General features: G+C 57.6%; 15 protein-coding genes. 3 read left to right on the top strand and 12 right to left on the bottom strand.

Annotated elements, in window-relative coordinates:
* Positions 1-19: 19 nt before the first annotated feature.
* From apaH to lptD, 6 genes are read right to left on the bottom strand one after another with little or no spacing between them, the layout of a single operon-like run.
* Positions 20-868 (bottom strand): bis(5'-nucleosyl)-tetraphosphatase (symmetrical) ApaH, encoded by an 849-nt coding sequence (apaH, locus tag DVA43_RS14240; RefSeq protein WP_103823218.1) that lies wholly within the window; start codon positions 866-868, stop codon positions 20-22.
* 2 nt (positions 869-870) lie between these two features.
* Positions 871-1,248 carry a Co2+/Mg2+ efflux protein ApaG gene (apaG, locus tag DVA43_RS14235; RefSeq protein ID WP_103178235.1) on the bottom strand — a complete coding sequence of 126 codons (378 nt, stop codon included), beginning with the start codon at positions 1,246-1,248 and terminating at the stop codon, positions 871-873.
* A 3-nt stretch (positions 1,249-1,251) separates the two neighbouring features.
* Positions 1,252-2,073, bottom strand: coding sequence for a 16S rRNA (adenine(1518)-N(6)/adenine(1519)-N(6))-dimethyltransferase RsmA (rsmA, locus tag DVA43_RS14230; protein ID WP_103823219.1), 822 nt, complete (start codon positions 2,071-2,073; stop codon positions 1,252-1,254).
* Positions 2,070-3,056 (bottom strand): 4-hydroxythreonine-4-phosphate dehydrogenase PdxA, encoded by a 987-nt coding sequence (gene pdxA, locus DVA43_RS14225; RefSeq protein WP_103178237.1) that lies wholly within the window; start codon positions 3,054-3,056, stop codon positions 2,070-2,072. Before pdxA ends, rsmA begins: the two co-directional genes overlap by 4 nt.
* Positions 3,056-4,342 (bottom strand): peptidylprolyl isomerase SurA, encoded by a 1,287-nt coding sequence (gene surA / locus DVA43_RS14220; RefSeq protein WP_114315913.1) that lies wholly within the window; start codon positions 4,340-4,342, stop codon positions 3,056-3,058. Before surA ends, pdxA begins: the two co-directional genes overlap by 1 nt.
* 53 nt (positions 4,343-4,395) lie before the next feature.
* Entirely contained in the window at positions 4,396-6,750 is a 2,355-nt protein-coding gene (gene lptD / locus DVA43_RS14215) for an LPS assembly protein LptD (RefSeq protein WP_114315912.1), read from the bottom strand.
* Positions 6,751-6,990: 240 nt separating this feature from the next.
* On the opposite strand from lptD, the gene djlA reads away from it, so the two are divergent.
* Positions 6,991-7,809, top strand: coding sequence for a co-chaperone DjlA (djlA, locus tag DVA43_RS14210; protein ID WP_103178240.1), 819 nt, complete (start codon positions 6,991-6,993; stop codon positions 7,807-7,809).
* Positions 7,810-7,851: 42 nt separating this feature from the next.
* On the opposite strand, the gene rluA is transcribed toward djlA, so the two are convergent.
* From rluA to araB, 6 genes are all read right to left on the bottom strand, one after another.
* Positions 7,852-8,511, bottom strand: a complete 660-nt coding sequence (gene rluA, locus DVA43_RS14205; protein WP_114315911.1) for a bifunctional tRNA pseudouridine(32) synthase/23S rRNA pseudouridine(746) synthase RluA — start codon at positions 8,509-8,511, stop codon at positions 7,852-7,854.
* A 12-nt stretch (positions 8,512-8,523) separates the two neighbouring features.
* A complete protein-coding gene (gene rapA / locus DVA43_RS14200) occupies positions 8,524-11,430 on the bottom strand; it encodes an RNA polymerase-associated protein RapA (protein WP_114315910.1) in 2,907 nt (968 codons plus the stop codon).
* Between the two features lie 129 nt (positions 11,431-11,559).
* Positions 11,560-13,917: a DNA polymerase II gene (polB, locus tag DVA43_RS14195; protein ID WP_114315909.1), complete on the bottom strand. Its 2,358-nt coding sequence runs from the start codon at positions 13,915-13,917 to the stop codon at positions 11,560-11,562.
* Between the two features lie 154 nt (positions 13,918-14,071).
* Positions 14,072-14,767, bottom strand: coding sequence for an L-ribulose-5-phosphate 4-epimerase (araD, locus tag DVA43_RS14190; RefSeq protein WP_114315908.1), 696 nt, complete (start codon positions 14,765-14,767; stop codon positions 14,072-14,074).
* A 51-nt stretch (positions 14,768-14,818) separates the two neighbouring features.
* Positions 14,819-16,321, bottom strand: coding sequence for an L-arabinose isomerase (gene araA, locus DVA43_RS14185; protein ID WP_039030399.1), 1,503 nt, complete (start codon positions 16,319-16,321; stop codon positions 14,819-14,821).
* 10 nt (positions 16,322-16,331) lie between these two features.
* The gene (gene araB, locus DVA43_RS14180; RefSeq protein WP_114315907.1) at positions 16,332-18,041 is read right to left on the bottom strand and encodes a ribulokinase; all 1,710 of its coding nucleotides are present in this window, start codon (positions 18,039-18,041) and stop codon (positions 16,332-16,334) included.
* 335 nt (positions 18,042-18,376) lie between these two features.
* Here araB and araC point away from each other — a divergent pair, with 335 nt between their 5' ends.
* On the top strand, positions 18,377-19,222 hold the full coding sequence (araC, locus tag DVA43_RS14175; protein WP_103823228.1) for an arabinose operon transcriptional regulator AraC: 846 nt from the start codon (positions 18,377-18,379) through the stop codon (positions 19,220-19,222).
* Between the two features lie 129 nt (positions 19,223-19,351).
* Entirely contained in the window at positions 19,352-20,119 is a 768-nt protein-coding gene (locus DVA43_RS14170; protein WP_114315906.1) for a DedA family protein, read from the top strand.
* Position 20,120: the final 1 nt, after the last annotated feature.

Raw genomic sequence — 20,120 nt, 5'->3', positions numbered from 1 at the left:
GGAGAGGTGCAGTGCTCTTTTACGACGCTACTGCTTCGTTTTCATCTAAATCCAGGTGCCGGTTCGAAGGCTGCATAAACCAGGCTTTATCTTCCCAGCGCAGACAGGTGAGTTCTCCCCCCCAGCAGCAACCCGTATCCAGCCCATAAATGCCTTCAGGCGTGCCTTTCCCTTCCAGCGATGCCCAGTGGCCAAAGACGACGCTGTACTGCTCCGTTACCGGGCCAGGGATCGCAAACCACGGCTTGAGCGGCGTCGGCGCGTTTTCTGGCACATCCTTGCAGTACATATCCAGCTGACCATTCGGGAAACAGTAGCGCATGCGGGTGAAGGCGTTCGTGATAAAACGCAGACGCGCAACGCCGCTGAGCTCCATGCTCCAGTTGTTGGGCATGTCGCCATACATCGCATCGAGGAAGAATGGGTAAGAGTCGCTGGCGAGCACCGCTTCGACGTCCCGGGCACACTCTTTGGCGGTTTGCAAATCCCACTGCGGGGTAATGCCCGCGTGCGCCATCACCAGTTTTTTCTCTTCGTCGATCTGCAGCAGCGGTTGGCGACGCAGCCAGTTAATCAGCTCATCGGCGTCGGGCGCATCCAGCAACGGTGTGATCCTGTCTTTCGGTTTATTGCGGCTGATCCCGGCGTAGACCGCCAGCAGATGCAGGTCGTGGTTGCCGAGGACGATCCGCACGCTGTCGCCCAGCGATTTGACATAGCGCAGGACTTCCAGCGAGCCAGGGCCACGGGCAACGAGATCGCCCGTGAGCCATAGCGTGTCTGTACCTGGGGTAAAATCCACCTGCTTTAGCAATGCGATCAGTTCATCGTAGCAACCGTGAACGTCGCCAATGAGATATGTAGACATGTTTAGTGAATGAGTGTTGGTACAGCCAGACGGAAAACAGGAATGGCAACGCGGAATGCATTGCCCTCGGTATCGACCATTTCATAATGGCCCTGCATGGTTCCCAGCGGCGTCTCGATCACCGCGCCGCTGGTATACTGATACTCTTCGCCGGGCGCAATGTGCGGCTGTTCACCCACCACACCTTCGCCCTGCACTTCAATTTCACGGCCATTGCCGTTAGTGATAAGCCAGTAACGCCCCAGCAGCTGGACAGGGGTTCGCCCGAGATTGCGAATGGTCACGGTGTAAGCAAAAACAAAACGTTCTTCATCCGGTGTGGATTGAGACTCGATGTAAAGGCTTTGCACCTGAACACATACGCGGGGCGAATTAATCATGGCTTAGCTCTCCTTCGGCGGCGCATTTTCGCTGATGTAGTTAGCCAGCTTGCAGTACTGCTCTACGGAAATGTTCTCCGCGCGCATCGCCGGGTCGATACCCAACTGAGCTAACACTTCAACAGTAAACAGATTGCCAAGGCTGTTACGAATCGTTTTACGACGCTGGTTAAAGGCTTCGGTGGTGATGCGGCTCAGCACGCGCAGATCGTTGACCGGATACGGCTTCGTTTTATGCGGCACCAGGCGCACAACCGCTGAGTCAACTTTTGGCGGCGGCGTAAACGCCGATGGCGGTACTTCGAGTACCGGAATCACGTTACAGTAGTACTGTGCCATCACGCTTAAACGACCATACGCTTTACTGTTCGGCCCTGCAACCAGTCGATTAACGACCTCTTTTTGCAACATGAAGTGCATGTCAGCAATGGCATCAGTATAGCTAAACAGGTGGAACATCAGCGGTGTGGAGATGTTATAGGGCAGGTTGCCGAATACGCGCAGCGGCTGGCCCATTTTCTCCGACAGTTCGCCAAAGTTCATGGTCATGGCATCCTGCTGATAAATAGTCAGTTTCGGCCCGAGGAACGGGTGCGTCTGCAGGCGTGCTGCCAGATCGCGATCCAGTTCGATAACGGTCAGTTGATCCAGACGCTCGCCAACCGGCTCGGTCAGTGCAGCCAGACCCGGCCCGATCTCGACCATCGCCTGGCCTTTCTGTGGGTTGATAGCCGAAACAATACTTTCGATCACGAACTGATCGTTGAGGAAGTTTTGCCCGAAACGTTTACGGGCTAAATGGCCCTGGTGGACGCGATTATTCATTGAGTATTAACAATCATTTTGATGGCGAGATTAAGCGCCGTAATAAAACTGCCGACATCTGCTTTTCCCTGGCCTGCTAAATCGAGCGCAGTACCGTGGTCAACAGAAGTGCGAATAAAGGGTAAACCGAGGGTAATATTCACCCCGCGGCCAAATCCCTGGTATTTTAGCACGGGAAGGCCCTGATCGTGGTACATCGCCAGTACGGCATCTGCATGATCCAGGTATTTCGGTTGAAACAGGGTATCGGCAGGCAGCGGCCCGCTGAGATTCATGCCTTTCGCGCGCATCTCTTCCAGCACCGGAATGATGGTGTCGATCTCTTCCATACCCATATGGCCGCCTTCACCCGCGTGGGGATTCAGGCCGCATACCAGCACGTGCGGATCGGCAATACCGAACTTAGTGCGTAAATCGTGATGCAGGATGGTAATGACGTCGCGCAGCAGATCCGGCGTAATGGCGTCAGAAATGGCTTTGATGGGCAGGTGCGTGGTCGCCAGCGCAACGCGCAGCTCCTCGGTTGCCAGCATCATCACCACTTTTGCGCTGTGCGACCGCTCTTCAAAAAACTCGGTATGGCCGGTAAAGGCCACGCCGGCATCGTTGATCACCCCTTTATGGACCGGGCCGGTGATCAGCGCGGCAAACTCCCCGCTCAGACAGCCATCGCAGGCGCGCGCCAGCGTCTCCACCACGTAATGGCCATTTTCGGTGCTCAGTTGGCCGGGGATAACCGGGGTACGTAGCGGGACAGGTAGCAGCGTTAAGGTGCCTGCTTGCTGGGGAAGGGGAGCGTTTTCTGCCTGATACGGCAGAAGCGTGAGCGGGAGATTAAGCTGTTTTGCTCGCGCTTCGAGCACGCTGGCATCGGCGCAGATCACCAGTTCGACCGGCCAGCTGCGCTGGGCAAGCTGGACGACCAGGTCGGGACCAATCCCGGCGGGTTCGCCGGGAGTGATGACAACACGATGTTGTTTCATTAGTTGCTCAGGACTTTGACGTAGGCGCTGGCGCGTTGTTCCTGCATCCAGGTCGCGGCTTCTTCAGAGAACTTACGGTTAAATAGCATACGGTACGCACGATCTTTTTGCGCCGCATCGGTTTTATCCACATTGCGGGTATCCAGCAGCTCAATGAGGTGCCAGCCGAAGGTGGAGTGAACCGGTTCGCTCATCTGACCTTTGTTCATTCTCATCAGCGCATCGCGGAAGGCCGGATCGTAAATATCCGCAGCCGCCCAGCCCAGATCGCCGCCCTGATTCGCGGAACCTGGATCCTGAGAGAACTCTTTCGCGGCGTTGGCGAAGGAGGTTTTACCGCTGCGAATATCGGCGGCGATTTGCTCCAGTTTGGTCCGCGCCTGCGTATCAGACATGATCGGGGAGGTTTTCAGCAGAATGTGACGGGCATGAACTTCCGTCACGGAGATGCTCTTGCTCTGACCGCGCAGATCGTTCACTTTCAGAATATGGAAGCCCACGCCGGAACGGATTGGCCCCACAATATCGCCTTTCTTCGCCGTGCTCAGCGCCTGGGCAAAGATAGAAGGCAGCTCCTGAATACGACCCCAGCCCATCTGGCCGCCTTTCAGCGCCTGCTGGTCAGCGGAATAGGTGATCGCCAGTTTGCCGAAATCACCACCGTTACGTGCCTGATCGACGATGGAACGCGCCTGGCTTTCCGCCTCGGCCACCTGTTCAGAGGATGGGTTTTCTGACAGTGGGATCAGGATGTGGCTCAGGTTCAGTTCGGTGCTGGCATCGTTCTGATTGCCGACCTGTTTGGCCAGGGCATCGACTTCCTGCGGCAGGATGGTGACACGGCGACGCACTTCGTTATTGCGCACTTCTGAAATCAGCATCTCTCTACGGATCTGATTACGGTAGGTCGAATAGTTGATGCCGTCATAGGCCAGACGGCTGCGCATCTGGTCCGGGGTCATATTATTCTGCTTCGCAATGTTGGCGATAGCCTGATCGAGCTGCTCATCAGAGATCTTCACACCCATCTTCTGACCCATCTGCAGAACAATTTGATCCATGATCAAACGTTCCAGGATCTGATGACGCAGCGTGGAATCATCCGGAAGTTGCTGACCTGCCTGACCCGCGTTGAGCTTCACAGACTGCATTAAACCATCAACGTCGCTCTCAAGTACCACACCGTTGTTCACAACGGCAGCGACTTTGTCGACAACCTGTGGGGCCGCGAAGCTGGTATTCGCGACCATAGCGATACCGAGCAGCAGCGTTTTCCAGTTCTTCATACTTTTTCCATATCAATTAACCGCAAAGCGGATTACGTGTTAAATCAAGTACATCACAATGAACTACGGTACGGCAGAATCGGTGAGCGCAGCATCTGCTGAGTACCCAGACCATAGTTGGAACTCAGACCGCGCAGTTCGATGTTAAAGCCGATGATGTTGTCGTATTCGCTCTGACCTTTGTCATAGTCCCAGCCATTCAGCTTACGTTCGTATCCAACACGGATCGCGTAGCAGCAGGAGTTGTACTGCACACCCAGCATCTGATCTGCAGACTTATTCTGGTTGGTATCGAAGTAGTAGGCTCCCACCACCGACCAACGATCGGCAATTGGCCAGCTTGCGATGCCCCCCACCTGCGAAATGCCCTCTTTCGTTTGTTCGGACGTGGCAAAGTTAGGTAACGTCGCCTGGATATATTCCGGGCTGGCGTAACGATAGCTAAGCTGCACCATTCGGTCCGCATCACGACGGTACTCGATTGAACCGCTACCGGTGGCAACATTGTTCAGTCGCGTATCATATTGCACGCCGCTGCGCAGACCCCAACGATCGGTTATGCGCCAGTAAGTATCTCCGGCCCATACCAGCGATCCTTTTTTGTCGTCCTTCTCCCACTGGATATTGTCATCACCGGTACGTGCTTCGGTGAAGTAGTAGATTTGACCCACAGAAGCATTAAAACGTTCAACTGCAGCATCATCATAAATACGGGTTGTGACCCCGGTAGTCACCTGGTTGGCCGATGCAATACGGTCCAGGCCACCGTAAGTACGGTCGCGGAACAGGCCGCTGTAATCAGATTGCAGGAATGAAGAGTCATAGTTCTGGATATTGCTCTGATCGCGGTAAGGCACATAGAGATACTGGGCGCGCGGCTCCAGCGTCTGGGTATAGCCCTCGCTCCAGTTCATGTCGCGCTCGAAGACGAGCTTGCCGTCCACTTTAAACTGCGGCAGCACGCGGTTAACGGAATCTTCCAGACGCGTGCCATGGTTGGCATTGTACGTTTCCAGATTATCCTGCTGATAGTGGGTCGCCATCAGCTTCACTTCGGTATCAAGGCTGGCCCAGTCGTTTGAAACAGGCAGGTTAATCGTTGGCTCAAGGTGCAGACGCGTCGCTTCAGGCATGTCGGAGTCGGTATTGACGAAATGCACCGCCTGGGCGTAGACCCGGGTGTCAAAAGGACCCACATTATTCTGGTACCAGTTAACATCAAGCTGTGGCTCTGCAGCATAGGTGCTCTGCGTTTGGTCGCTAAAGACCTGGAACTGTTTGGTTGAAACGGTCGCGTCAAAATTCCGTACTACATAGCCCGCGCTGAATTTCTGCGTGGCGTAGCCATCGGTACTTGAGCCGTATTTAGACGTAAAATCGTTAAAATAGCTCGAGTCGCTGACTTTGGTGTAGTCGACGTTGAAACGCCACACCTGATCCATTACGCCCGAGTGCTGCCAGTAGTACAACCAGCGATGGCGATTATCCCCGGAGGTATTTCTTGGATCATCCTCATACACTTTATCCGATGGCAGATAGTCCAGCTCCATCAGACCAGAACCCGCCTGCGTCAGATAGCGGAACTCGTTCTCCCACATGATGTTGCCGCGCTTGTGGATATAGTGCGGCGTGATCGTGGCGTCCATGTTGGGCGCGATGTTCCAGTAGTACGGCAGGTAAAACTCAAAGTAGTTTGAGGTGCTGTACTTGGCGTTCGGGATCAGGAAGCCGGAGCGACGTTTGTCGCCCACGGGCAGTTGCAGATAGGGGCTATAGAAGACCGGCACCGGGCCGAGCTTAAAGCGGGCGTTCCAGATCTCCGCAACCTGCTCTTCGCGGTCGTGGATCACTTCGCTACCTACCACGCTCCAGGTATCCGAGCCTGGCAGACAGGAGGTAAAGGTCCCGTTCTCCAGAATGGTGTAGCGGTTTTCACCGCGCTGTTTCATCAAGTCCGCTTTACCGCGACCCTGGCGGCCAACCATCTGGTAATCACCTTCCCAGACGTTAGTGTCTTTGGTATTCAGGTTCGACCAGGCTTTCGGACCTTTCAGGATGACCTGATTATCGTCATAGTGCACATTACCCAGCGCATCGACCGTACGTACCGGTTCGGCTGCGCCTTCTGGCTGTTTCTGGTGCAACTGCACTTCATCGGCCTGCAAGCGGCTGTTGCCCTGGTTAATATCCACATTCCCGCTAAACAGGGCGTCGTCAGGATAATTCCCTTTTGCGTTGTCAGCGGTGATGGTAACCGGTAGCGTGTTCGTATCACCCTGTACCAGCGGGCGATCATAGCTGGGGATACCCAGCATACATTGCGAGGCGAGATCGGCTGCCAGACCCTGTTGACTGTACAGAGCCGTAGCTATCATCGTGGCCAGAAGGGTGGGGATACGTTTTTTCATACGTTTTATTTATTGTTCCGTCATCAGTGGCTTATCGCTGGCAAACGGTCAGAGACTATCTTACTCATCATCACAGTGCCAGCGTTAATCCTGCCCGTAAACGAGCCATGGTGATAGGCTCGTTATTGAATGACGAGTATGATAATGCAAATTATAGGCGATGTCCTTCACTTGACCGTGGCCAGGCCACCGGAATGATGGCGTTGCGCTGGATCAAATCGATCACCATTTGGGGAGTATATGCAGTATTGGGGAAAAATTATCGGCGTAGCGTTCGCTTTACTGATGGGCGCGGGCTTCTGGGGTATCGTTCTGGGGCTGCTTATCGGCCATATGTTTGATAAAGCGCGCAGTCGCAAGATGGCCTGGTTCGCTAACCAGCGTGAACGCCAGGCGCTTTTTTTTGCGACAACCTTCGAGGTAATGGGCCATCTGACCAAGTCGAAAGGGCGTGTCACCGAGGCCGACATCCATGTCGCCAGCCAGTTTATGGATCGCATGAACCTGCACGGTGACTCCCGGGCGGCCGCGCAAAACGCATTTCGTATCGGTAAGGCGGATAACTATCCCTTGCGCGAAAAAATGCGTCAGTTCCGCAGCATCTGCTTCGGGCGCTTCGACTTAATTCGGATGTTTCTGGAGATTCAGATCCAGGCGGCGTTTGCCGATGGGTCGCTCCACCCGAACGAACGTGAGGTGCTGTATGTTATCGCCGAAGAGTTGGGCATTTCCCGCACCCAGTTCGATCAGTTCCTGCGCATGATGCAGGGCGGCGCACAGTTTGGCGGCGGCTATCAGCAACAGCAGGCGGGCGGAGGCGGCTGGCAGCAGGCGCAGCGTGGTCCTACCCTGGAAGATGCCTGTAACGTGCTGGGCGTGAAGCCAACCGATGAGCCGACAACCATTAAGCGCGCCTACCGTAAGCTGATGAGCGAGCATCATCCGGATAAGCTGGTCGCGAAAGGTTTACCGCCAGAGATGATGGAGATGGCGAAGCAAAAAGCGCAGGAAATTCAGAAAGCCTACGAGCTTATCAAAGAGCAGAAGGGCTTTAAGTAAGGAAGCGGTTGGCCCGGCGGCAAGGTGCTGCCGGGCAACGGTTCAAAAGTCTGCCGGTGCCTTAAAGGTCATCGGCGTACCGTATTCCGGGTGGGTGATGGTGAGCATTTCCGCATGCAGTTGCAGACGCGGCGCCATCGCCCGGGCTTCCGGCGTGGCATAAAAGCGATCCCCCAGAATCGGGTGACCCAGCGCCAGCATATGCACACGCAGCTGGTGCGAGCGGCCGGTAATCGGTTTTAACAGCACGCGGGCGCTGTTGTCCTCCGCGTACTCCAGCACTTCATACTCGGTTTGCGCCGCCTTGCCGGTCTCGTAGCAGACCTTCTGTTTCGGGCGGTTAGGCCAGTCGCAGATCAGCGGCAGGTCAACCAGCCGTTCCGCAGGCTGTGGATGTCCCCAGACGCGCGCCAGGTACTGCTTCTTCGGCTCACGCTCACGAAACTGACGTTTCAGCTCGCGCTCTGCCGCCTTGGTCAGCGCCACTACAATCACTCCACTGGTGGCCATGTCCAGACGGTGGACGGACTCCGCCTGTGGAAAATCACGCTGAACGCGCGTCATCACGCTGTCTTTGTGCTCATCCAGCCGGCCCGGCACGGACAACAGGCCGCTTGGCTTGTTGACCACCATAATATGCTCATCCTGATAGAGAATGACCAGCCACGGATCCTGCGGCGGATTGTAGGGTTCCATCAACATGTTTCGCTCCGCTTACTGATGCGTCACAACGATAAGGCGCAGCGCATCCAGACGCCATCCCGCCTGGTTCAGGCTCTCAAGCACCTGCTGACGATTGGTTTCAATCGCCGCCAGTTCATCGTCACGAATATTCGGGTTCACCGCACGCAGGGCCTCGAGACGAGAGAGCTCCGCCGACAGTTTTTCATCCGCCTCGCTGCGCGCCGCGTCAATCAGGGTACGCGCTGCTTTCTCAACCTGAGACTCACCCTGCTGGAGGATGGCGTAGACATCCTGCTGCACCGCATTCACCAGCTTGCTGCCGGTATGGCGATTCACCGCGCTCAGCTGGCGGTTAAAGCTCTCAAACTCGACCTGCGCCGCCAGGTTGGTACCGTTTTTGTCCAGCAGCAGACGCACCGGCGTGGCAGGTAGGAAGCGGTTGAGTTGCAGCTGTTTCGGCGCCTGGGCCTCCACCACGTAGATCAGCTCCAGCAGCAGGGTACCCACCGGCAGCGCCTTATTCTTCAGCAGCGAGATGGTGCTGCTGCCGGTATCGCCAGAGAGGATCAGATCCAGACCATTGCGGATCAGCGGGTGCTCCCAGGTGATGAACTGTGCATCCTCGCGGGACAGCGCCACATCACGCTCGAAGGTGATGGTGCAGCCATCTTCCGGCAGGCCCGGGAAGTCCGGCACCAGCATGTGATCGGACGGGGTCAGCACAATCAAGTTCTCGCCGCGATCGTCCTGGTTGATACCGACGATATCAAACAGGTTCATGGCGAAGCTGATCAGGCTGGTATCGTCATCCTGCTCTTCAATGCTCTCTGCCAGCCGCTGGGCTTTCTCGCCGCCGTTGGAGTGGATCTCCAGCAGGCGGTCGCGGCCCTGCTCCAGCTGCGCTTTCAGGGCGTCATGCTGTTCACGGCAGGTTTTGATCAGCTCGTCAAAGCCCTCGGTGTTTTCCGGCGCCGCCAGATAGCCAGTCAGCTCGTTATGCACGCTATCGTAAATGGTACGACCGGTCGGGCAGGTATGTTCAAACGCATCCAGCCCTTCGTGGAACCAGCGCACCAGCACCGACTGGGCGGTTTTTTCCAGATACGGAACGTGGATCTGAATGTCGTGCGCCTGACCGATACGGTCCAGACGACCGATACGCTGCTCCAGCAGGTCCGGGTTGAACGGCAGATCGAACATCACCAGACGGCTGGCGAACTGGAAGTTACGCCCCTCGGAGCCGATTTCGGAGCAGAGCAGCACCTGGGCGCCGCTGTCCTCTTCGGAGAACCACGCCGCGGCGCGGTCGCGCTCGATAATGGACATGCCTTCATGGAACACCGCCGCGCGAATACCTTCCCGCTCGCGCAGAACCTGCTCAAGCTGCAGCGCGGTGGTGGCTTTGGCGCAGATGACCAGCACTTTCTGGGAACGGTTGGCGGTCAGATAACCCATCAGCCATTCAACGCGCGGGTCGAAGTTCCACCAGGTGCCGGTATCGCCTTCAAACTCCTGATAAATCTGTTCCGGATAGAGCATGTCCCGGGCGCGCTCTTCCGCTGTTTTGCGTGCGCCCATGATGCCGGAGACCTTGATCGCCGTTTGATACTGGGTGGGCAGCGGCAGACGAACGGTATGCAGCTCGCGTTTCGGGAAGCCTTTCACCCCGTTACGGGTATTACGGAACAGTACGCGGCTGGTGCCGTGCCTGTCCATCAGCATGGAGACCAGCTCCTGGCGTGCTGCGTCGGCGCCTTCACGATCGCTGTTGGCCGCCTGGAGTAACGGCTCGATATCCTGTTCGCCAATCAGATCGCTCAGGGTGTTGAGCTCGTCGTTGGAGAGGTGCTTGCCCGCCAGCAGCAGGGCAACGGCATCCGCCACCGGGCGATAATTTTTCTGCTCTTCGACAAAGAGGTCAAAGTCATGGAAACGGTTTGGGTCCAGCAGGCGCAGACGCGCGAAGTGGCTCTCCAGACCCAGCTGTTCCGGCGTAGCGGTGAGCAGCAGTACGCCAGGTACGCGCTCGGCCAGCTGTTCAATCGCCATATATTCACGGCTCGGCGCGTCGACGTTCCACACCAGATGGTGCGCTTCATCGACCACCATGATGTCCCACTCGGCATCACAGAGGTGTTCAAGACGCTGCTTGCTGCGGCGAACGAAGTCCAGGGAGCAGATCACCAGCTGTTCGGTTTCGAACGGGTTATCGGCGTCGTGCTGGGCTTCGGCGTAGCGCTCGTCGTCAAACAGGGAGAAACGCAGGTTGAAGCGACGCAGCATCTCCACCAGCCACTGGTGCTGTAGGGTTTCTGGCACCACAATCAGCACGCGCTCGGCTGCGCCGGAGAGCAGCTGCTGGTGCAGGATCATGCCCGCTTCGATGGTTTTACCTAAACCGACTTCATCCGCCAGCAGGACGCGCGGCGCATGGCGGCAGCCAACGTCATGGGCGATGTTGAGCTGATGGGGAATCAGGCTGGTGCGCTGGCCGCGCAGACCGCTCCACGGCATGCGGTACTGCTCGCTCTGGAACTTGCGCGCACGGTAACGCAGCGAGAAGCGATCCATGCGGTCGATCTGACCGGCGAACAGGCGATCCTGCGGCTTGCTGAAGACCAGTTTGCTGTCGAGCAGCACTTCGCGCAGCATGACGCCCGTCTCTTCGGTATCCAGTCGGGTTCCGATATAGGCGAGCAGACCATTCTCTTCTTTTACGTCTTCAATCTTCAGCTGCCAGCCTTCATGGCTGGTAACGGTGTCGCCCGGGTTAAACATCACGCGGGTAACAGGGGAATCATTGCGAGCATACAGACGGTTTTCACCGGTGGCGGGGAAGAGGAGAGTGACCATACGCGCATCCAGCGCCACTACCGTTCCTAATCCAAGTTCGCTTTCGGTGTCGCTGATCCAGCGTTGACCAAGTGTAAAAGGCATATTTGTTCGGCTCTAATCTTTAATTGCAGGCAATAGTTCAACCACCGATCAGAAATGACGGTAATCGAATAATGGGTCCGGGAATGGAAAGGGCGCTATGGTACTGGATGGCAGCGATTTCGTCACCTGTCAAAATAGCCCCAACTGACCTGTCATCAGTGTAGCAAAGTCGTCGTCCATGAACGGTAAAATTCCCTCGGCGACGGGCTGTAGCTGGCGCGTGAGGTAGTGCTCATAGTCAAGGGGCGAACGCTGATAATCCACCGGCTCCGGGCCGCTGGTGGTCCAGACATACTTGATGGTGCCTCGGTTCTGGTACTGCGGCGCGCGCCCAAGACGGACGTTCTCTTCATCGGCAAGCCGGGCGGCACGAACGTGGGGCGGCACGTTGCGCTGATACTCCGCCAGCGGGCGACGCAGCCGCTTGCGGTAGACCAGCTGGTCATCCAGCTCGCCCGCCATCAGGCTGGCGATGGTCTCGCGCACAAACTCCTGATAGGGTTCGCGACGAAAAATTTTCAGATAAAGCTCCTGCTGGAAACGCTGCGCCAGCGGGGTCCAGTCGGTACGGACGGTTTCCAGCCCTTTAAATACCATTCGCTGCTTTTCCCCCTCCTGGATAAGCCCAGCGTAGCGCTTTTTGCTGCCCTGATCGGTTCCCCGGATGGTGGGCATTAAAAAGCGGCAGAAGTGGGTTTCATACTCCAGCTCCAGGGCGCTGGTCAGGCCAGCCTGTTGCAAATGCGTTCGCCACCAGTCGTTCACGTAAGCCACCAGCGCCTGGCCGATGGCGGTCGCCTCCGCTTCGCTTTTCGCCCCCCTGAGCCAGACGAAGGTCGAGTCGGTATCGCCATAGATCACGTCATAGCCCCGGGATTCCACCAGCACTTTGGTCTGGCGCATGATCTCGTGGCCGCGCATGGTAATCGACGAGGCCAGGCGCGGGTCGAAGAAACGGCAGGCGCTGGTGCCGAGCACGCCATAAAAGGCATTCATGATGATCTTCAGCGCCTGGGAAAGCGGCTTATTGCCGTGGCGCTTGGCCTCTTCGCGCCCGTACCAGATCTGGCTGACGATCTCCGGCAGGCAGTGTTTTTCCCGGGAGAAACGCGCCCCGAGGAAGCCCTCGGTGCTGTGCTGCTCATCCGGCTGGGCGAGCCCTTCCACCAGTCCAACCGGATCGATAAGAAAGGTGCGAATGATCGACGGATAGAGGCTTTTGTAATCCAGCACCAGCACCGAGTCGTACAGGCCGGGGCGGGAGTCCATCACATAGCCGCCGGGGCTGGCCTGGGGCGGCACGTCACCGAGATTGGGGGCTACATAGCCCGCCCGGTGCATGCGCGGAAAATAGAGATGGCTGAAGGCAGCCACGGAGCCGCCGTGCCGGTCGACCGCCAGGCCATTGACCGTGGCGCGCTCCAGCAGAAACGGCATGATCTCGGTTTTGTGGAAAATCCGCGTCACCAGCTCGCAGTCTTTCAGGTTATAGGTCGCCAGGGCCGGTTTATCTTCGGCGAAGCGGCGGTCAATTTCGTCCATCCTGTCCCAGGGATTGTCGATGGATTTACCTTCCCCGAGCAGCTCCTGCGATACCGATTCCAGCGAAAATGACGAGAAGCTCCAGAAGGCGGATTTCAGTGCCTCGATGCCGTCGATGATTAAGCGCCCGTTCGCCTGAGCAAAAAAGACGCCTTTTTTAAAGCCGTGCTCGCGCCACTCCAGCTCGCTGTTGCCGCGGCCGAGCAGCAGGGGGATGCGGTAACGCTCGGCATGTTTTTGCAGAATGCGCAAATCAAACTGCACTACGTTCCAGCCGATGATGACGTCCGGGTCATGCCGGGCGAACCATGCATTCAGTTTTTCGATCAGCTGCAGACGGCTGTTCACATACTCCAGCTGGAAATCGAGCCCCGAGGCGTCGCCGTTGGCCGGGCCCAGCATATAGACAACCCGCTGGCCGCAGCCTTCGATGCCGATGCAGTACAGCTCCCCGTGACGGGTGGTTTCAATGTCCACCGACGCCCATTTCAGGGGCGGACGATAGTGCGGATTGGGTTTGAGACGGGCATTGATCAGCCGTTCGCCCTGGGGCGTACCGTCCACCCAGACCGGTGCGGTGATAAAGCGCTCCATCAGAAAGCGCTCCGGGGGACGAACATCGGCCTCAAAGAGGGTCACGCCCGCCTCGCGCAGCAGCTTTTCATAACGCATCAGCTGGCGGTGGGCACGGCAGTAAAGGCCGTAAACCGGACGACGGTGGAAATCTTTCAGCTCAAGGGGCGTCAGCCGCCAGCCATTTTCACCCTGCAGCAGCTGGCGGGCTTTTTCGACGTCAGGCTCGGGAATAAACGCAACGGACTCCTGGACAGGCAGGGTGACGTTTAGCGGGCCGGTATCTGTCGCCAGCCAGAATTCAACTTCGGTACCCTGGGGCGTATCCCGCCAGTGTCGGGTGAGTAAAAAGCCTTGTTGCGCCTGCGCCACGCCGTTCTCTCATAAAACAAAACCAGGCCTGATTATAGCCTGGTTAAGGTTGTTTTGCTGGGGTTTTATACAGGTGAGCTTTGCCAGATGGCGCTGCGCTTATTCGGCCTGGGAGACCTGTAGGCCCGGTAAGCGTAGCGCCACCGGGCGGGTTTTACTGCCCGTAATAGGCTTTCGCGCCGTGCTTACGCAGATAGTGTTTATCCAGCAACGTCTGCTGCATATCCGGCAGCTGCGGCGCCAGCTGGCGGCAGAAGATGCCCATATAGGCCACCTCTTCCAGCACAATAGCGTTATGCACCGCATCTTCGGCATTTTTACCCCACGCAAACGGGCCGTGAGAGTGAACCAGCACCCCCGGCATCTGTGCGGCGTCGATACCCTGTTTCTCGAAGGTTTCAACTATCACGTTGCCGGTCTCCCACTCATACTCGCCGTTGATCTCGGCATCGGTCATCTTGCGGGTACAGGGGATGGTGCCATAGAAATAGTCGGCGTGGGTGGTGCCGGTCGCCGGTATCGGCTGGCCTGCCTGCGCCCAGATAGTGGCGTGACGGGAGTGAGTGTGGACGATGCCGCCGATAGACGGGAAGGCCTGATAGAGCAGGCGATGCGTTGGCGTATCGGAGGAGGGCTTTTTCTTCCCCTCAACCACTTCACCGGTGGCGATGCTCACCACCACCATATCCTCGGCAGTCATTACCCGGTAGTCGACGCCGGACGGTTTAATGACGAACACGCCTGCTTCGCGGTCCACGGCACTGACGTTGCCCCAGGTCAGGGTAACGAGATTATGTTCCGGCAGGGCGAGGTTGGCTTCAAGCACCTGACGTTTGAGATCTTCCAGCATGTATCCTCCAGGAAAAAAGGCCCGCCCTGCGGCAGGCCAAAGGTTCCCCTGTTAACGTTTTGAACCGTAGTAGACTTCGTTCCAGCGCAGCGCATCTTTAAAGGCTGGCAGACGGGTGTCGTTATCAATGACCGTCAGTTCGATGTCGTGCAGTTCCGCGAACTGACGCATGTCGTTGAGATCCAGCGCATGGCTGAAGACGGTATGGTGCGCGCCACCTGCTACGATCCAGGCTTCGGAGGCGGTTGCCAGATCCGGCTGGGCTTTCCACAGGGCGTTCGCCACTGGCAGTTTTGGCAGGGAATGCGGCGTTTCAACGGCGTCGACGCAGTTCACCAGCAGGCGGAAACGATCGCCCAGATCGATCAGGCTGGCGTTAATGGCCGGGCCGGTACGGGTATTGAAGATCAGACGCGCTGGATCGGCTTTGCCGCCGATGCCGAGATGCTGAACGTCGAGGATCGGTTTTTCATCCACGGCGATCGACGGGCAGACTTCCAGCATGTGCGAACCCAACACCAGATCGTTGCCGTTCTCGAAGTGGTAGGTGTAATCCTCCATAAAGGAGGTGCCGCCCTGCAGACCGGTCGACATCACTTTCATGATGCGTAGCAGAGCGGCAGTTTTCCAGTCGCCTTCACCGGCAAAGCCGTAGCCCTGCTGCATCAGACGTTGTACCGCCAGGCCCGGAAGCTGCTTCAGGCCGTGAAGATCTTCAAAGGTGGTGGTAAAGGCATGGAAGCCGCCCTGTTCCAGGAAGCGTTTCATGCCCAGCTCAATACGGGCTGCATCCAGCACGTTCTGGCGCTTATCACCATTCACCTGTGCCGCCGCCGTCAGGCGATAGCTGCTTTCGTACTCATCCACCAGCGCATTGACGTCGCCATCGCTGATTTCATTGACGACCTGCACCAGATCGCCCACCGCCCAGGTGTTGACGGAAAAACCAAACTTGATCTGCGCGGCCACTTTATCGCCGTCCGTTACCGCCACTTCACGCATGTTGTCGCCGAAGCGCACCACTTTCAGCTGGCGGGTATCCTGCTTCGATACGGCCTGGCGCATCCAGGAACCAATCCGCTGGTGCGCCTGCTTGTCCTGCCAGTGGCCAGTGACGACAGCATGCTGCTGGCGCATACGCGCGCCGATGAAGCCGAACTCACGGCCGCCGTGCGCGGTCTGGTTCAGGTTCATAAAGTCCATATCAATGCTGTCCCATGGCAGCGCCGCGTTGAACTGGGTATGGAACTGCAGCAGCGGTTTGTTGAGGATGGAGAGGCCGTTGATCCACATCTTGGCCGGAGAGAAGGTGTGCAGCCACACCACCAGACCCGCGCATTTATCGTCGTAGTTAGCATCGCGACAGATATGGGTAATTTCATCCGGTGAGGTGCCCAGCGGCTTCAGTACCAGCTTGCACGGCAGTTTTGCTTCCGCATTCAGGGCGTTTACAACATGTTCTGCGTGTTGAGTCACCTGGCGCAGGGCTTCCGGCCCATAAAGATGCTGGCTACCAATCACAAACCACACTTCATAATTATTAAAAATCGTCATTATCGTGTCCTTAATGTGTCAGGGTTGCCGTAGATTCCGGGATGTTTTTAACCGGGGCGGCGACAGGGAGATAGTGCTGCTCAGCGCTCTTCGCCCACTGCTGGTAGCGCTGATAAAGCTGTTCAAAACGTTGCGCCTGCTGCGTGCGCGGCTGCAGGGTGCTTTCCACCTTGCTCGCCATATGCTGCTGCGCTGTTGGGATGTCGGTGTGTACGCCCGCCGCCACCGCCGCGAAGATCGCCGCGCCCAGGGCACAGCACTGATCCGAGGCGACAATCTGCAGCGGACGGTTCAGCACGTCGCAGCAGGCCTGCATAATTACCGGGTTCTTACGGGCGATACCGCCCAGCGCCATCACCTCATTGACGGCGATCCCCTGTTCGGTAAAGCACTCCATAATGGCGCGCGCGCCAAAGGCGGTAGCCGCTACCAGCCCGCCAAACAGCGCCGGGGCGTCGGTGGCGAGATTCAGATCGGTAATCACCCCTTTCAGACGCTGGTTGGCATTTGGCGTACGGCGGCCGTTAAACCAGTCGAGAACGACCGGAAGATGATCGAGGGAAGGATTCTTCGCCCAAGCGTCGGTCAACTGCGGCAGCAGCTGTTTTTTGCTCTCTGTGATCTGGGTTTTCAGTTCCGGATGGGCGGCGGCCAGCTGATCCAGCGGCCAGCCCAGCACGCGGCCAAACCAGGCGTAGATGTCGCCAAAGGCGGACTGACCCGCTTCCAGCCCGATAAAGTCAGGTACCACGCTGCCGTCAACCTGGCCGCAGATGCCTTTCACGGCGCGATCGCCGACGCTGGCTTTATCCGCTGTCAGGATGTCGCAGGTGGAGGTGCCGATCACTTTCACCAGCGTGTTGGGCTGTGCGCCCGCGCCGACCGCGCCCATATGGCAGTCAAAAGCGCCGCCGGAAATGGCCACCGTCTGAGGCAGGCCCAGGCGTTCCGCCCACTCGGCGCAGAGCGTGCCGACCGGGATATCAGCGGTCCAGGTATCGGTAAAGAGCGGGTAGTCGAGGTTCTGGTTGATGATGGGGTCGAGTTCGTCAAAGAAGGCGGCAGGCGGCAGGCCACCCCAGCTTTCATGCCAGAGGGATTTGTGCCCGGCGCTACAGCGACCGCGACGGATATCCTGCGGACGGGTAGTGCCGGAGAGCAGGGCCGGAACCCAGTCACACAGCTCAATCCAGGAGACTGCCGCTTTTGCCACCTGCGGATCCTGACGGGTAACGTGCAGGATCTTCGCCCAGAACCACTCGCTGGAGTAAATGCCGCCGATGTAGCGGGAGTAGTCGTTTTTGCCTGGCTGATGGCACAAACGGGTGATGGCTTCGGCTTCTTCCACCGCGGTATGGTCTTTCCACAGCACAAACATGGCGTTCGGGTTATCGGCGAACGCCGGCTGCAGCGCCAGAACGTGACCATCGGCGTCAATTGGCGCCGGGGTAGAGCCGGTACTGTCCACGCCAATCCCGACGATCTGAGCGCGCTGCGCCTCGCTTAACTCCGCCAGTACGGTTTTGATTGCCGCTTCCATCGACTCGATATAGTCACGTGGATGATGGCGGAACTGATTGTTTGGCGCATCGCAATAGCGCCCCTCTTGCCAGCGCGGATACCACTCGACGCTGGTTGCTATCTCCTGACCCGTAGTGCATTCCACTGCCAGGGCGCGTACTGAGTCACTGCCAAAATCGAGGCCAATCGCAATTGCCATGGTGTTGCTCCATCAAAAAACAGATATGAATGAACATTAGAGAGTGAGGGGGAAAATCGTCAGGCGGGATCCGCTAATCTTATGGATGATTTTGCTGTGACATGGGAAAGTGTGACGCCGAGCAAATAATCCATGTGGACATTTCTGCCGTGGTTATAGACACTTTTGTTACCGCCGACCCGCTCGATGTTACGGATAAATCGCAACGGAAGCGTTATGATGGCGGATCTGAAAGCGGGCTGATACTTTTTCGATCTTTGTGTAGCCCGTTTTTATGCCGCTTTTGATGATATGGACAAATGGTTTCCTTCAGGACTGCCAGGAGGACTGAAAATATGGCTGAAACGCAAAGCGATCCGCTGCTGCCGGGCTACTCGTTTAACGCGCATCTGGTGGCGGGACTGACGCCCATTGAGGCTGACGGCTATCTCGATTTTTACGTTGATCGACCGCTGGGGATGAAGGGCTATATCCTCAACCTGACCGTGCGCGGAGAGGGGGTGATCAAGAATGGCGATCAGACCTTCGTCTGCCGTCCGGGCGATATTCTGCTCTTCCCGCCGGGTGAAATTCATCACTATGGCCGTCATCCCGATGCCCGGGAGTGGTATCACCAGTGGGTCTACTTCCGTCCGCGCGCTTACTGGCAGGAGTGGCTGGCCTGGCCGTCGATGTTTGCCCATACTGGCTTTTATCGCCCGGATGAAGCGCATCAGCCGCAGTTTCGGGAACTGTTTGCCCAGATCATCGAGGCCGGACAGGGCGGGGGGCGCTATGCCGAGCTGCTGGCTATCAACCTGCTGGAACAGCTGCTGCTGCGCCGGATGGAGGCGATCAATGAATCGCTCAACCCGCCGCTGGATCACCGGGTGCGCGAAGCCTGTCAGTACATCAGCGACCATCTGGCGGACAGCCAGTTTGATATCGCCAGCGTCGCCCAGCATGTCTGCCTGTCGCCGTCGCGTCTGTCGCACCTGTTCCGCCAGCAGCTGGGGGTGAGTGTGCTGAGCTGGCGCGAGGATCAGCGCATCAGCCAGGCCAAGCTCCTGCTCAGCACCACCCGCATGCCGATTGCCACCGTCGGGCGCAACGTCGGCTTTGAGGATCAGCTCTACTTTTCCCGGGTCTTTAAAAAATGCACTGGTGCCAGCCCCAGCGAATTTCGCGCAGGGTGTGAATAGAAAGTAAATAAAACTAAACAAGTTCGCTGAATGTCGTTCACACCCGGTAAACTATTCAGACAATTGTTGTCTTGACGCAGCAGGGCGCTCTTCGCAGAATCCCTGCTTCGCCACCTGACCGGAACTGTTATGCAGGCATTGCTGGAACATTTTATTACCCAGTCCGTTACCTATTCGCTCGTCGCCGTCGCGCTCGTGGCCTTCCTGGAATCTCTGGCGCTGGTTGGACTGATCCTGCCTGGCACGGTGATGATGACCGGGCTCGGCGCGCTGATTGGCAGTGGCGAGGTTAACTTCTGGCAGGCGTGGCTGGCGGGGATCGTCGGCTGTCTGCTGGGCGACTGGATCTCATTCTGGCTGGGCTGGCGCTTTAAAAAGCCGCTGCACCGCTGGTCATTCATGAAAAAGAACAAAGCCCTGCTCAATAAAACCGAGCATGCCCTGCATCAACACAGCATGTTTACCATTCTGGTGGGGCGCTTTGTTGGCCCGACGCGCCCGCTGGTGCCGATGGTGGCGGGAATGCTGGATCTGCCGGTGGCGAAATTTATCGTGCCGAACCTGATTGGCTGCCTGTTCTGGCCGCCCATTTACTTCCTGCCGGGTATCCTGGCCGGCGCGGCAATCGATATTCCTGCCGGTGTGCAGAGCGGCGGCTTCCGCTGGCTGCTGCTGGCGACCGCGCTGCTGCTGTGGCTGGCGGCCTGGCTCTGCTGGCGGCTGTGGCGCAGCGGGAAAGCCTCCTCGGATCGCCTCAGCCGCTATCTGCCGCGTGGACGTTTATTCTGGCTGGCCCCCGTCACCCTGGGCGTGGCGCTGGTGGCACTGGTGATGCTGGTACGTCACCCGCTGATGCCGGTGTATGGTGAGATCCTGCTTAAGGTTGTCAGCCGCTGAT

Origin of the sequence: Leclercia sp. W6 (genome assembly GCF_003336345.1) — a bacterium.
In the GTDB taxonomy this organism is placed as follows: Bacteria; Pseudomonadota; Gammaproteobacteria; order Enterobacterales; family Enterobacteriaceae; genus Enterobacter.
Note: the sequence above shows the minus strand (reverse complement) of the source record. Positions and strands in the feature narration are given on the sequence as shown.

What these genes read in the sequence shown, in the direction of transcription:
- apaH (WP_103823218.1), bottom strand. Translation starts at nt 868, where the DNA reads ATGTCTACATATCTCATTGGCGACGTTCACGGTTGCTACGATGAACTG.
- apaG (WP_103178235.1), bottom strand. Translation starts at nt 1,248, where the DNA reads ATGATTAATTCGCCCCGCGTATGTGTTCAGGTGCAAAGCCTTTACATC.
- rsmA (WP_103823219.1), bottom strand. Translation starts at nt 2,073, where the DNA reads ATGAATAATCGCGTCCACCAGGGCCATTTAGCCCGTAAACGTTTCGGG.
- pdxA (WP_103178237.1), bottom strand. Translation starts at nt 3,056, where the DNA reads ATGAAACAACATCGTGTTGTCATCACTCCCGGCGAACCCGCCGGGATT.
- surA (WP_114315913.1), bottom strand. Translation starts at nt 4,342, where the DNA reads ATGAAGAACTGGAAAACGCTGCTGCTCGGTATCGCTATGGTCGCGAAT.
- lptD (WP_114315912.1), bottom strand. Translation starts at nt 6,750, where the DNA reads ATGAAAAAACGTATCCCCACCCTTCTGGCCACGATGATAGCTACGGCT.
- djlA (WP_103178240.1), top strand. Translation starts at nt 6,991, where the DNA reads ATGCAGTATTGGGGAAAAATTATCGGCGTAGCGTTCGCTTTACTGATG.
- rluA (WP_114315911.1), bottom strand. Translation starts at nt 8,511, where the DNA reads ATGTTGATGGAACCCTACAATCCGCCGCAGGATCCGTGGCTGGTCATT.
- rapA (WP_114315910.1), bottom strand. Translation starts at nt 11,430, where the DNA reads ATGCCTTTTACACTTGGTCAACGCTGGATCAGCGACACCGAAAGCGAA.
- araD (WP_114315908.1), bottom strand. Translation starts at nt 14,767, where the DNA reads ATGCTGGAAGATCTCAAACGTCAGGTGCTTGAAGCCAACCTCGCCCTG.
- araA (WP_039030399.1), bottom strand. Translation starts at nt 16,321, where the DNA reads ATGACGATTTTTAATAATTATGAAGTGTGGTTTGTGATTGGTAGCCAG.
- araB (WP_114315907.1), bottom strand. Translation starts at nt 18,041, where the DNA reads ATGGCAATTGCGATTGGCCTCGATTTTGGCAGTGACTCAGTACGCGCC.
- araC (WP_103823228.1), top strand. Translation starts at nt 18,377, where the DNA reads ATGGCTGAAACGCAAAGCGATCCGCTGCTGCCGGGCTACTCGTTTAAC.
- DVA43_RS14170 (WP_114315906.1), top strand. Translation starts at nt 19,352, where the DNA reads ATGCAGGCATTGCTGGAACATTTTATTACCCAGTCCGTTACCTATTCG.